This is a genomic window from Pandoraea terrae, from assembly GCF_902459695.1.
In the GTDB taxonomy this organism is placed as follows: Bacteria; Pseudomonadota; Gammaproteobacteria; order Burkholderiales; family Burkholderiaceae; genus Pandoraea; species Pandoraea terrae.
On sequence record NZ_CABPRZ010000011.1, the window covers coordinates 171,673 to 184,789 of the forward strand.

15 protein-coding genes are annotated in these 13,117 nt (G+C 65.3%); 7 read left to right on the top strand and 8 right to left on the bottom strand.

Annotation, left to right across the window (positions count from 1 at the left end):
- Positions 1–16: 16 nt before the first annotated feature.
- The 7 genes from PTE30175_RS14795 to flgL all read left to right on the top strand — a co-directional run bounded on the left by PTE30175_RS14795 (position 17) and on the right by flgL (position 7,777).
- Positions 17–757, top strand: a complete 741-nt coding sequence (locus PTE30175_RS14795; protein WP_150697818.1) for a flagellar basal body rod protein FlgF — start codon at positions 17–19, stop codon at positions 755–757.
- Between the two features lie 64 nt (positions 758–821).
- The gene (gene flgG / locus PTE30175_RS14800) at positions 822–1,604 is read left to right on the top strand and encodes a flagellar basal-body rod protein FlgG (protein ID WP_150697819.1); all 783 of its coding nucleotides are present in this window, start codon (positions 822–824) and stop codon (positions 1,602–1,604) included.
- Between the two features lie 8 nt (positions 1,605–1,612).
- The gene (locus PTE30175_RS14805; RefSeq protein WP_420819639.1) at positions 1,613–2,320 is read left to right on the top strand and encodes a flagellar basal body L-ring protein FlgH; all 708 of its coding nucleotides are present in this window, start codon (positions 1,613–1,615) and stop codon (positions 2,318–2,320) included.
- Positions 2,320–3,507 (top strand): flagellar basal body P-ring protein FlgI, encoded by a 1,188-nt coding sequence (locus PTE30175_RS14810; protein ID WP_150697820.1) that lies wholly within the window; start codon positions 2,320–2,322, stop codon positions 3,505–3,507. Before PTE30175_RS14805 ends, PTE30175_RS14810 begins: the two co-directional genes overlap by 1 nt.
- A 1-nt stretch (position 3,508) precedes the next feature.
- Positions 3,509–4,393 carry a flagellar assembly peptidoglycan hydrolase FlgJ gene (flgJ, locus tag PTE30175_RS14815; RefSeq protein ID WP_150697821.1) on the top strand — a complete coding sequence of 295 codons (885 nt, stop codon included), beginning with the start codon at positions 3,509–3,511 and terminating at the stop codon, positions 4,391–4,393.
- 94 nt (positions 4,394–4,487) lie between these two features.
- The gene (gene flgK, locus PTE30175_RS14820) at positions 4,488–6,473 is read left to right on the top strand and encodes a flagellar hook-associated protein FlgK (RefSeq protein ID WP_150697822.1); all 1,986 of its coding nucleotides are present in this window, start codon (positions 4,488–4,490) and stop codon (positions 6,471–6,473) included.
- Positions 6,474–6,541: 68 nt separating this feature from the next.
- Positions 6,542–7,777 (top strand): flagellar hook-associated protein FlgL, encoded by a 1,236-nt coding sequence (flgL, locus tag PTE30175_RS14825; RefSeq protein ID WP_150697823.1) that lies wholly within the window; start codon positions 6,542–6,544, stop codon positions 7,775–7,777.
- An 18-nt stretch (positions 7,778–7,795) separates the two neighbouring features.
- Here the strand turns inward: flgL and fliR are convergent, their stop codons facing one another.
- The 8 genes from fliR to PTE30175_RS14865 all read right to left on the bottom strand — a co-directional run.
- Positions 7,796–8,581, bottom strand: coding sequence for a flagellar biosynthetic protein FliR (gene fliR, locus PTE30175_RS14830; protein ID WP_150697824.1), 786 nt, complete (start codon positions 8,579–8,581; stop codon positions 7,796–7,798).
- A 9-nt stretch (positions 8,582–8,590) separates the two neighbouring features.
- On the bottom strand, positions 8,591–8,860 hold the full coding sequence (fliQ, locus tag PTE30175_RS14835) for a flagellar biosynthesis protein FliQ (protein WP_150697825.1): 270 nt from the start codon (positions 8,858–8,860) through the stop codon (positions 8,591–8,593).
- Between the two features lie 12 nt (positions 8,861–8,872).
- Positions 8,873–9,604: a flagellar type III secretion system pore protein FliP gene (gene fliP / locus PTE30175_RS14840; protein WP_150697844.1), complete on the bottom strand. Its 732-nt coding sequence runs from the start codon at positions 9,602–9,604 to the stop codon at positions 8,873–8,875.
- 59 nt (positions 9,605–9,663) lie between these two features.
- A complete protein-coding gene (gene fliO, locus PTE30175_RS14845; protein WP_191629074.1) occupies positions 9,664–10,122 on the bottom strand; it encodes a flagellar biosynthetic protein FliO in 459 nt (152 codons plus the stop codon).
- Between the two features lie 83 nt (positions 10,123–10,205).
- On the bottom strand, positions 10,206–10,643 hold the full coding sequence (gene fliN, locus PTE30175_RS14850) for a flagellar motor switch protein FliN (RefSeq protein ID WP_150697827.1): 438 nt from the start codon (positions 10,641–10,643) through the stop codon (positions 10,206–10,208).
- The gene (fliM, locus tag PTE30175_RS14855; protein ID WP_150697828.1) at positions 10,636–11,640 is read right to left on the bottom strand and encodes a flagellar motor switch protein FliM; all 1,005 of its coding nucleotides are present in this window, start codon (positions 11,638–11,640) and stop codon (positions 10,636–10,638) included. The genes fliN and fliM overlap by 8 nt, the downstream gene beginning before the upstream one ends.
- Positions 11,641–11,647: 7 nt before the next feature.
- Complete coding sequence (fliL, locus tag PTE30175_RS14860; protein ID WP_150697829.1) at positions 11,648–12,124, bottom strand: flagellar basal body-associated protein FliL; 477 nt, start codon at positions 12,122–12,124, stop codon at positions 11,648–11,650.
- Positions 12,125–12,303: 179 nt separating this feature from the next.
- Positions 12,304–13,117 (bottom strand): flagellar hook-length control protein FliK (locus tag PTE30175_RS14865; RefSeq protein WP_191629076.1); only part of this gene is annotated, 814 nt, incomplete at its 5' end.

The following is a 13,117-nucleotide window of genomic DNA, read 5'->3' on the forward strand; positions in this document are numbered from 1 at the left end:
TCGGCACGGAGCGTAAATGGACCGTCTGATTTATGTCGCGATGAGCGGCGCGAAGCAGGTGATGGAGCAGCAGAGCACCACTTCGAACAACCTGGCCAATGCCGCCACGCCGGGCTTTCGCGCCCAGCTGTCTGCGTTTCGCCAGGTGCCCGTGCGCGGCGGCGACGGCGCCGACACGCGTACGTTCGTGACCGACTCCACCCCCGGCTCCGACTTCACGCCGGGCGCGATGAGCCAGACCGGCCGCGCGCTCGACGTGGCCATCGAGGGCCAGGGCTGGCTCGCCGTGCGCGATGCCGCCGGCCGGGAAGCATACACGCGCGGCGGCAACATCCAGATGACGGCCGACGGCCAGCTGACGTTGCATGGCCGCCCGCTCATGAGCGATGCCGGCCAGGCGGCAGTGCCGCCGGGGGCTGCGGTGTCGATCGGCAGCGACGGGACGCTCTCGGCGCTGGGCCAGGGCGATCCGCCCAACTCAATCGCCGTGATGGGGCAGCTCAAGCTTGTGAATCCGCCTGAAGCCACGCTGGTGCGCGGCGACGACGGCCTGTTCCGCACCGCGTCCGGCCAACCGGCGCCGGCCGATCCGGCCGTGGTGGTGGTGAGCGGGGCGATCGAACAGAGCAACGTCAACCCGGTCAGCAACCTCGTCAACATGATTTCCCAGTCGCGCGCGTTCGAAATGCACATGAAGCTGTTGCAGACGGCCGACAACAACGAACAAACCGCCAACCAGCTGTTGAATTTCAGCTGATAGCGGCCTGCGGCGCGCGTCAATCCCGACGCATGCCGCGACCCAACCCTAGCGAGAGAGAGCCATGATCCGTTCACTGTATATCGCCGCCACGGGCATGAACGCCCAGCAGACGAATATGGACGTGATTTCCAACAACCTGGCCAACACCAGCACGAACGGCTTCAAGAAGGGCCGTGCGGTGTTCGAGGACCTGCTTTACCAGACGCTGCGCCAGCCGGGTGCCCAGTCGTCGCAGCAGACGCTCCTGCCGTCGGGCCTGCAGCTGGGCACGGGCGTGCGTCCGGTGGCCACGGAGCGCATCTTCACGCAGGGCAACATGACGCAGACCAGCAACGCCAAGGACGTGGCCATCAACGGCGACGGGTTCTTCCAGGTGCTGATGCCGGACGGCACGACCGCTTACACGCGCGACGGTTCGTTCCAGGTCGACAACAACGGGCAGCTCGTGACGGCCAGCGGCTACCCGATCCAGCCGGCGATCACGATCCCCGCGAACGCCCTGTCGCTGACGATCGGCCGCGACGGCGTGGTGTCCGTGACGCAGCCGGGCAACACGGCAAACGTTCAGGTCGGCACGTTCCAGCTGGCGACGTTCATCAACAGCGCCGGCCTGCAGAGCCTGGGCGAGAACCTGTACGCGGAAACCGCCGCCTCGGGCGCGCCGAACGTTGCGCAGCCGGGCACCAACGGCGCGGGCGTGCTCAACCAGAACTACGTGGAGACGTCGAACGTCAACGTGGTCGAGGAACTGGTCAACATGATCCAGGCGCAGCGCGCGTATGAAATCAACAGCAAGGCGGTGACGGCGTCTGACCAGATGCTGCAGCGCCTGACCCAGATGTAAGGGCGGCAATGCGCATTCGTTTGTTCTCCCGTATGCGCCGGTCCGGCGCGGCCTGTGCAGCGCTGGCCGCGGGCGTGGCCGCAATCGTGTCCGGTTGCGCCTATGTGCCCCAGGAACCCGTCGTGCAGGGCGCGACCACCATGCGCCCGCCCCCCGCGCCCGTGGCCGTCGACCCCGAAGGCTCGATCTACCGTCCCACCTATGCGAATCGTCCGCTGTTCGAGGACCGCCGTCCGCGCAATGTCGGCGACATCCTGACGATCACGATCAATGAAAATACGGCTGCGAGCAAGAACTCGGCCGCGAACGCGAACCGCGCGGGCAGCGCTTCGCTGACGTTGCCGGCAACGCCGGGCGTGATCGGCGGCATTCTGCAGAATCAGGACACGAATATTTCCGGCGCCAACAAGTTCGACGCCAAGGGTGCCGCCAACGCCAACAACGTCTTCTCCGGCACCATCACGGTGACGGTGCTCGATGTGCTGGCCAACGGCAACCTGGCCGTCGCCGGCGAAAAGCAGATCGCCATCAACCAGGGGACCGAGTACATCAAATTCTCGGGCGTGGTGAATCCGGCGACGATCTCCGGCCAGAACACCGTGCCTTCGACGCAGGTGGCCGACGCGCGCATCGAGTATCGCGGCAAGGGCTATATCAACGAAGCGGAAACCATGGGCTGGCTGCAGCGCTTCTTCCTCAATATTTCCCCGTTCTGATGACGTTTGACCTGTCGCGCGCCGCGCCCTCCCTGTCCCCCTTGCATATTGTCCGTGCTTCGCTTCGTGCTTCGCTTGGCGCCTCGCTGCTTGCGGTAGTGCTGGCAGCCGCGGGCCTGTTGGCCGTGCCCGGCGCCGCTCGCGCCGAGCGGCTCAAGGACCTGGCCTCGATCCAGGGGGTGCGTGACAACCAGTTGATCGGCTACGGCCTCGTCGCCGGCCTCGACAACTCGGGCGACCAGACCACGCAGACGCCGTTTACCGTGCAGAGCATGACCAACATGCTCTCGCAGATGGGGATTACCGTCGCGCCCGGCACCAACATGCAGTTGAAGAACGTGGCCGCCGTGATGGTGACGGCCACGTTGCCGGCGTTCACGCGTCCGGGCCAGGCGATCGACGTCGTTGTCTCGTCGCTGGGCAATGCCAAGAGCCTGCGCGGCGGCACATTGCTGATGACGCCGATGAAGGGCCCGGACGGTCAGGTCTACGCGCTGGCGCAGGGCAACTTGCTGGTGGGCGGCGCGGGTGCGTCGGCCAACGGCAGCAGCGTGCAGGTCAATCAGCTGGCATCGGGCCGCATTCCTGCCGGCGCGATCGTCGAGCGCGCGGTGCCGACCGCGATGGGCGGACAGCCGGGCACCTTGCAGATGGAACTCAACGCGACGGACTTCTCTACCGCCCAGCGGGTTGTCGAAGCCGTCAACCGTCGTTTCGGAGGCGATACCGCCAACGCGCTCGACGGACGCGTGATCCTGCTGCGCACGCCCACCGATCCGGCGGCGCGCGTGGCGTTCCTGGCCCAGCTCGAAAGCCTGGAGGTGCGCCCGAGCAACGCGGCGGCGAAGGTCATCATCAACGCCCGCACGGGCTCGGTGGTGATGAACCAGAACGTGACGATCGAGCAGTGCGCAGTGGCGCACGGCAACCTGTCCGTCGTCATCGATACGCAGAACAACGTGAGCCAGCCGGCGCCATTTTCGGGCGGACAGACGGTCGTGGCGCCGAATTCGCAGATTTCGCTGCAGCAGGAGAATTCGGCGCTGAGGCTGGTCAAGGCGGGCGCGAACCTGGCCGATGTGGTCAAGGCGCTGAATACGCTTGGCGCGAGCCCTGCCGACCTGATGTCGATCCTGCAGGCCATGAAGGCCTCGGGCGCGCTGCGGGCCGACCTGGAGATCATCTGACATGGCCGACACCAAGCTGATGAAAGGCGCGCAAAGCGACATGACGCAGCGCGCTGCCTACGACCTGCAGGGTTTCGCCGCCCTGCGCGCGGCTGCGCACCAGCAGTCGCCGCAGGCCGCGCAGCAGGCGGCAAAGCAGTTCGAGGCCGTGTTCACGCAGATGATGCTCAAAAGCATGCGCGACGCCACGCTCTCGGGCGGCCTGCTCGAGAACGACCAGAGCAAGATGTTTACCGGCATGCTCGACGAGCAGCTCGCCCAGCAGATGTCGGCCAACAAAGGCATTGGCCTGGCCGACATGATGCTCAAGCAACTGAGCCGCAGCGGGCAGGGCGTCAATCTGCCGCCGGGCGCCGTGACGGACGCGCCGGCACCGCTGGCGGGCCGGGCGTATAACGGCGCAGATGCGATCGGCGTGGCCGACGGCGCGCCGGCCGCGGCCGGCGAGTTCGTCGACCGGATGGCCGGTGCAGCCCAGAACGCCAGTCAGGCGAGCGGCATTCCGGCGCGCTTCATGCTGAGCCAGGCCGCGCTGGAATCCGGCTGGGGCAAACGCGAGATCAAGCGCGCCGACGGCAGCACCAGTTTCAATGTATTCGGCATCAAGGCCGGCAAGAACTGGAACGGTTCGACCGTGGAAGTCACGACGACCGAGTATGTCGATGGCCAGCCGCGCCGCGTCAAGGCGAAGTTCCGCGCCTACGCCTCGTACGACGAGGCCTTCAACGACTACGCGAACCTGCTGCGCAACAATCCGCGCTATGCGTCGGTCGTCGCCAGCAACGGCGATGCCGGCGCCTTCGCGAACGGCCTTCAGCGCGCCGGTTACGCCACCGATCCGCAATACGCGAGCAAGCTCATGCGGATCATGAAGCACTTCGCCTGACCTGACCGCGGCCCTCAATATTCGGGCGGCGGTGCCGTAAACGCATGGGTAACGGCGCGTTCATATTGCGCCCCAATCTTCGAGCCGCGAGATCATGAGCCTTATCAATACTGGCATGAGCGGGCTGACCGCCTCCCAATTTGCTCTGCAGACCACCGGTAACAATATCTCCAACTCGGGGACGGCCGGCTACAACCGCCAGATCGTGTCCTACGCCCAGATGGGCAGCCAGTTCAACGGCACCGGTTTCCTCGGCCAGGGTGTACTGGTCACGGATGTCCAGCGGGTCTACGACCAGTTCCTGAGCAACCAGGTCAACCAGGCCCAGACCCAGTACAGCCAGCTCAACACCTATTACCAGCAGATTTCGCAGATCAACAACGCGATGGGCAGCTCGACCACGGGCCTGTCGTCGACGCTGACGAATTTCTTCACGAACCTGCAGACGATCGTGTCTTCGCCGAACAACTCGGCCACGCGCGCGACCGTCATCGCCTCGGCGCAGACGCTGACGAGCATGTTCCAGTCGTTGTCCGGGAGCCTCGCCCAGTTGCGCACCAATACGGACGGCCAGATCGGCCAGACCGTCGAACAGATCAACGGCTACGCCAAGCAGATTGCCTCGCTCAACCAGGCCATCCTGGAGGCAAAGGGTTCGGCCGGCGGCGTATCGCCGAACGACCTGCTCGACCAGCGCGATCAGGCCGTGGCGCAGCTCAACACCCTGATCCAGACGAATGTCGTCAAGAACGACGACGGCTCGTACAACGTTTTCGTCGGCAACGGCCAGTCGCTGGTGTCGAACAACAGCAGCTATTCGCTGACGACCGTGCCGTCCGCCGCCAATCCGACGCAGGTGTCCGTCGCGTACATCAACGCGGGCGGCGCGAAGATCACCATGTCCGAGGCGAGCCTGACGGGCGGCTCGCTCGGCGGCTTGTTGTCGTTCCGCAGCGGGGCGCTGACGCAGTCGCAGAACTCGCTGGGCCAGATCGCGCTGTCGCTGGCGCAGACGTTCAACGATCAGAGCAAACTCGGCCTCGACCTCAATGGTCAGCTTGGCGGCAACTTCTTCTCGGTGCCGACGCCGACGATCGTCGGGAATGCCAATAATTCCGCGACGGCAGCCATCGGCGTCACGATCAGCGACGCGACCAAGGTCACGGCGAGCGATTACACGCTCGGCTTCGATGGCACGACCTACACGCTCAAGCGCGCGACCGACGGGACGACCTGGACCGGCACGAGCCTGCCGCTGACGGACCCCGCAACGGGCAACCCGCCGGATGGCCTGAACATCACGCTGACCAGCGCCATGGCCGCTGGCGACAGTTTCACGATCGAGCCGACCCGCAATGCCGCGCAAAACATCGGCGTCGCGATCACGGACCCGGCGAAGATCGCGCTCGCCGCGCCGGTGCTGGCGTCGGCCGCAACGACCAACACCGGTACGGGAAAGATTGATCAGGGTTCCGTCGACAAGAACTATCTGGCGAATGTGCTGGCCGGTCCGACGACGCTCACGTATCAGGCCGCGGTCGCACCGGCGACGGGCAATGTCCTGTCGTTCTCGCCGAATGCGCTGCCCGTGGCGGTGACCGTCAACGGCACGACCACGACGTATCCGGCCGGCACTGCGGTGCCGTACGACCCGACGCAGGGCGACGCGAAGATCGTGGTCGGCGGCGTGACCGTCACGCTGTCGGGCACCCCGACCGTCGGCGACACGTTCACGATTGCCCCGAACACGGCGGGCGCCGTGACCGACAACCGCAACGGCCTGAAGCTGTCGGCGTTGCAAACGGACACGAAGCAGGTCGGCGGCACCGCGAGCTATGCCGGAGCCTACGCGAACCTGGTGTCGTACGTCGGCTCGGCCACGAGCCAATACAAGTCGACGAGCACCGCGCAGCAGACGTTGCTGCAGCAGGCGCAGACGGCCCAGCAGTCGGACTCGGGGGTGAACCTCGACGAAGAAGGTGCGAACCTGATCAAGTTCCAGCAGCTGTATCAGGCGAATTCGAAGGTGATCCAGACGGCGGGCACGCTGTTCGACACCATTCTGCAGATCGTCCGCTAAGGGCGGCCGGGATTCAGGGCATTCACGGGCGGCGCGCGCGGCGCGACCCCGGCAACAGGAGCGACACCATGCGCATCAGCACCAGCATGATTTACGATCAGAGCATGCGTTCGATGAGCCAGGCCTCGTCGGACCTGCTCAGCACGCAGGCGCAACTGTCGAGCGGCAAGCGCGTCACGACACCGAGCGACGATCCGCTCGCCGCCGCGCAGGCCGTCGCGGTGAACCAGGACTACGAGCTCAACGCCCAATACGCGTTGAACCGGAATACCGTCAACACGCAACTGCAGCTGGAGGATTCGACCTTCGGCAACGTCGTCAACACGCTGCAGCATGTGATGTCGCAGATCAACGCAGCCGGCAATGCCACGCTCAATGACTCGGACCGCAGCGCGATCGCGACCGATCTGCAATCGAGTTTTCAGCAACTGCTGTCGCTCGCCAACACCACGGACGCCAACGGCCAGTACATGTTCTCGGGCTTCATGGGCGGCAGCGCGGCCTATACGGCCACCGCGACCGGTGCGGCCTATACAGGCGACACGGGGGTGCGTTACGTGCAGGTTGGCCCGAACCGCCAGATCGCGATCAACGACATCGGCTCGTCGATCTTCCAGGGGATCCAGCCCGGCACGGCAGCACGCATCATCAGCGGCAGCAGTACCAACACGGGCACGGGCACCTTCAGCCAGCCGTCGGTGACCAATGTGGCCGATCCGACGATCAACCACAAGTTCCAGATCAGCTTCGGCAGCGATGTGACGACCACGCCGCCGACACCGACGTACACCGTGACCGACCTGACCGACCTCACGGCGACGCCGGTGACTGCGAACTACACGTCGGGCCAACCGATCGCGTTCGGCGGCATGTCCGTCACGGTGACGGGCACGCCGGCCGTGGGTGACAAGATGACGGTCCAGCCGGCCGCGACGGCGGGCACCAACGTGTTCGACAACCTGCAGTCGCTCATCAATACGCTGAAGGCGCCCTTGAGCGGCACGAACGGCGTGGGCCAGGCGACCCTGACGAACGCGCTTGCCACGTTCAATCAGCAGTTCAGCAACACCTACGACAACATCACCACGATCCGCACGACCGTGGGCTCGCGCATGAACGAACTGTCGGCGCTGAACAACATTGGCGATTCGAACAGCGTGGCCTACCAGACGCAGCTCTCGGATCTGCAGGATGTCGACTACTACAGCGCCACCACGAAGTTCACCCAGCTTCAGGCGTCGCTCACCGCCGCGCAACAAGCTTTCATGCAGACGAAGAAGCTGTCGCTGTTCAATATGATGTGAGGTCTGGCGGCGCTGTAGCTACGGCGCAAACCCAGCCGTGATGCGCAACATCATGTCGAAGCCGAGCGCGAAGAACCGGTCGAGGACCGGCGCGATGCGCGGCATCATCAATTCGACTACCAGCAGGCCGATGGCCAGCGTGAGCGGGAAACCCACGGCGAAGATGTTCAATTGCGGCGCGGCGCGGTTCAGGATGCCCAGCGCCAGGTTGGTGATCAGAAGCGCCGCGACCAGCGGCAGCGACAGCATCAGGCCCAGCGAGAACAACTGGCCGCCCCACATCGCCAGCATTTTCCAGCCCACCGCAGAGAGGGGCGCGACCGACACCGGCAGCGTCTGAAAACTCTCGATGAGCGTGCCGAGCATCACCAGATGTCCGTTCGTGGCCAGGAACACCAGCATGGCCACGATATTGAGCAACATCCCCAGCACCGCCGTACTGCCATCGCTGTTCGGCGTCAGCAAGGTCGCGAACGACAGGCCCATCTGCAAGCCGGCGAAATCACCCGCCATGCTGATCGCGGCAAACACGATCTGCATCGCCCAGCCGAGCGCTGCGCCGATCATGACCTGTTGCGCCAGGATCCACAGGCCCTCAAACGAGAAAGGCGAGACCGGCGGCATCGCACCGAGCGCCGGGGAGATCGCCAGCGCGACGAGCGCGGCCAGACCGATCTTGACGGGCGACGGTATCGTCGCGTCACCGAACAGCGGGGCGCTCATCGTCAGCGCCAGCAGGCGCACGAAGGGCCATAGCACCGCAGCGATGATGGCCGAGAGCTGTTCGTACGTGAAACTGATCACGAGATCCGCTCAACCGACAAGGTTGGGGATGCCGGTCAGTAGCTGACGCATGTAGTCGACCATCAGGTTCAACATCCACGGACCGGCGATCACGAGCGTGACGAACACGGCAAGCAGTTTCGGGATGAACGACAGCGTCATTTCATTGATCTGCGTGGCGGCCTGAAACAGGCTCACCAGCAACCCCGAGACGAGCGCGACCAGCAGCAGGGGCGCGGCGAGCAGGAGCGTGACCTGCATCGCCTGATGCGCCAGCGCCATTACGGTCTCGGGCGTCATGCGCGGCCTCCGCTAGAACGTAAAGCTCTGGGCCAGCGAGCCCAGCAGCAGTTGCCAGCCGTCGACCAGCACGAACAGCATCAGCTTGAACGGCAGCGACACGGTCGCCGGTGAGACCATCATCATCCCCATCGACATCAGCACGCTCGCCACGACCAGATCGATGATCAGGAACGGAATGAAGATCGTGAAGCCGATCTGGAAGGCGGTCTTGAGTTCGCTGGTCGCGAACGCCGGCACGAGAATGCGCATCGGCACGTCCTCAGGACCGTTCAGCGGCGGCGTCCTGGCGATTTTGGCGAACAGGGCGAGGTCGGCCTCGCGCGTCTGTTTGAGCATGAACTGGTGAAATGGCTGCGAACCCTTCTCCACGGCCTGATCGAAACTCATCTGATTGGCCGCGAACGGCTTGTATGCTTCCGTGTAGGCGCGGTCGAATACCGGCGACATCACAAAGAAGGTCAGGAACAGCGCAAGACCGATCAGGATCTGATTCGGCGGCGATGTCGTGATGCCGATGGCATGACGCAGCAGCGAGAGCACGATGATGATGCGCGTGAAGCCCGTCATCATCAGCAACATCGCCGGCAGGAAGCTCAGCGATGTGAGCAGCAGCATCGTCTGCACGCTCAGCGAATACGTCTGGCCGCCGCCCGGCGCGGGGGTCGTCGTCAGCGCAGGCAGTGTGGCTTGCGCGAAGGCCGCGCCCGGCAACAGGGCAAGCGCCAGGACCGACAGGAGCATGGCCAGCCCGCCGATCGGGGCCGGCGACGTCAGCCAGCGCAGGGGGCGGACGGTCGGCATCACGAATCCTTCTGCATCGATTGACGCAGCTTTTGGGCAAAGGCCTGTGCCGCGCGGTTGGCTTGCGCGCCTGCGGGCGCCCCCGGCGAGACGGGCGGCAGGGCGGCGACGCGGTCGGCGTCGATGGTGTGCAACGCGCTGACCCGGCCGGGGGCCACGCCGATCACGACCCAGTCGCCCGCGATTTCGACGACGACCACGCGTTCGCGTTGGCCAACGGCGGCGCTGCCGACGACACGCACCTGTCCGCTGCCCAGCGGCCGTTGCAGGCCGAAGCGCTTGGCGAGCCAGGCGAGGCCGAAGAGAACCGCCAGGACGACGGCGAGCCCCAAGCCCGTCTGCACGATGCCGGCGCCCCCCAGACTCGGTACGGCGGCGGCTTGCGAAGCGTTGCCCTGTGCGTGGGCCGTGCCGGCCATCGTGATCATGCCGGCTATCGCTGCGATTGCGCCGGTCATGGCAGCTCCGGCCTGCAGCGCCCGGAGCGGCGCTGCGGCCGTCGCGATACGCGTGAGACGCGCACCGCGGACTTTCATTGGAATCATCGGTTGAGCTTACGGATGCGTTCGGATGGCGTGATGATATCAGTCAGGCGAATGCCGAACTTGTCGTTCACGACCACGACTTCACCTTGTGCGATCAGGCAGCCGTTCACGAGCACGTCCATCGGCTCGCCCGCCATGCCGTCCAGCTCGACCACGGACCCCTGCGCGAGCTGCAGCAGGTTCTTGATGGCGATCTTGGTGCGGCCCAGCTCGACCGTCATCTGAACCGGAATGTCCAGGATCAGATCGATGTCGTTGTGCGTCGCCGGTGCGCCGGCGGCACTGGTCAGCGACTGGAATACGGGTGCGGCAGGGGCAGCCGCTGCGGCCGGCGGCGCGATTTCTTCGGCCGCCGTCTGCTCGGCCATCGCGCTGGCCCACTCGTCGGCCATGGCCTGTGCGTCGTCGCCGGGCGTTAGTGCCGTATCACTCATGCTCGTTGTCCTTGCTGAAATCGCTCTGCGAATGGTTGATCATCTGGTTCACGCGCAGCGCATACTGACCGTTGAACACGCCGTAGCTGCACTCCATCACGGGCACGCCGTCGACCTTGGCCTGCAACTGTTCGGGCACGTCGAGCGGGATCACGTCGCCCACGCGCATGCTGAGCAGTTGCGATACCGTCATGTCGAACTGCGCCAGGTTCGTCACGATTTCCACGTCCGCGCTTTGCACCTGCTGCGACAGCAGGCGCACCCAGCGTTTGTCCACTTCGAGCGTTTCGCCTTGCAGCGGGCTCGAGAGCTGGTCGCGCAGCGGCTCGATCATCGAGTAGGGCATGCAGATGTGGAATTCGCCGCCGGCCGAGCCGAATTCGATGTCGAACGTCGTGGTGACGACGACTTCGTTGGGCGTGGCCACGTTGGCGAACTGGGTGTGCATTTCGGCACGCACGTATTCGAATTCCACCGGGTGCACCGGCTTCCACGACGCGCCGTAGTTCTCGAACACGAGATCGAGCAGGCGCGCGATGATGCGCTGCTCGGTCTGCGTGAAGTCACGGCCTTCCACGCGTGTGTGGAAGCGGCCGTCGCCGCCGAACAGATTGTCGACGACCAGGAATACCAGGTTCGGATCGAAGACGAACAGGGCGGTACCCCGCAACGGCTTGATATGGACCAGGTTCAGGTTGGTCGGCACCGGCAGGTTGCGGATGAATTCGCTGTACTTCTGCACGCGCACGGGGCTGACCGAAATCTCGGCGCTGCGGCGCATGAAGTTGAACAGGGCGATGCGGAACAGGCGCGAGAACCGGTCGTTGATGATCTCGAGCGTGGGCATGCGCCCGCGCACGATGCGCTCTTGCGTCGCGATGTTATACGGCCGGATTCCGGCAGTATCCTGCGATTCGGTTCGGTCATCCTGTTCGCCGGTGACGCCCTTTAATAGGGCATCGACCTCTTCCTGCGACAGGAACTCCTCATGCGCCATGAATCACTCACTGAATTACAAAGGCGGTAAACAGGACGTCATTGACGTTCTGCGCCGGCATGTTCGCCGCAAACGGCTGTCCGACCAGCGTGCGGATCTCGGAGGCAAGGCGGCGTTTGCCGTCGATCGATGCCAGATCGCTCGCCTGCTTCGAGGACAGCAACAGCAGCACACGGCTGCGCACTTCCGGCATGTGCTGGGTAACGCGCGCCTGCGTCTGGGCATCCTGCACCTTGAGCGACAGCCCGATATGCAGATAGCGTTCGCCGTCGTCGCCCGTCAGGTTCACCGTAAACGGGTCCATCTGCACGAACACCGGCGGCGGGGGGGGCGGCGGGGCCTTCGCTTCCGAGTGGCCCGTCAGCAGATACACCGCAGTCGCCGCACCGGCAGCGGCCATCAGGGCCACCGCGACGATCAACAGGATCCATTTGCGCGCGCCGCCACCCGAAGGGGCTGCTTGCGTGGGTGCGGGATTTGCCATCGTATTCGCCTGCTATGGAGAGAAATTGTCGGCCAAGCCGCCCGGGGCTGATCGGCCGAAAAGAAGGGACAAACGCGGTCAGCTTACGTTTTAGCTCGCGTCTTTGTACTAACGGCAGAAAATGCGAGCCGCTTTAGGGGAGATGGGCCGCCTCGCAGCGCCCGGGCAAGCGGGCTCCGTCAGGCAAACGTGTCGACGAGACCCGCGCCGGCCTTTACCGGCACCGCAAGGGTCGTGACGAGGGGGGCGAGTTCGCCGTTATCGGCGCCGAAGCCGGCGCCGGACGACCGGCCGCCGGCGCTGCCGCCGCGACCGTTGCCGCTCTGCTGGGCAAATGCCTGCTGCTGCGACGTGTCGGCGCTCACTGTCGTGTTGCCTAGCGAGATGCCGTTGTTGGCCAGGCTGTCGCGCAGTTGCGGCATGGCCGCCTGGACGGCGTCGCGCACGGCGGCATGCGAGGAGACGAACAGCGCTTGCGCCGCGTTGTCCGCGACGTTCAGCACGACATGGAGCGGCCCGAGATCGGGGGGATTGAGGCTCAGTTGCGCCGTTTGCTGATGTGCAGACGAAAGCCACACCACTTGCTGGCTCAGCGCGTTATTCCATTCGTTCGTGCCGACCCGCGGCGCCAGCGTGAGCGCGGCCGGCACGGCGGCTTGCGGCTGGACCTGCATGCCCGTGTCGGTTGCGGTACTTGCCGCCTGCGCGGCTTGCGCTGCCGCCTGGTTGGCGATGGCGGCCGTCTGCGAGGTCACTTCCGAACCGGATGGCGACTGGCGCAGGCTGTCGGCCAGGCGTTGGGCCTGTGCGTCGGCGCTCGGCACCAGCGCGGCCGGGGTGGTCGGTTTGGTGTCGGCGGTGGCGGCCGTCTGGCTCGCGCCCTTGCCCAGCGCATCGAGCGAAATGCCGCCAGCCCGGGCTGTGCCGGCGGTGGCGGTCGACGGGTTCGCCGTCACGGCCGCAGCTGGCGCTGCGGCCTTGGCTGGGGCCGCG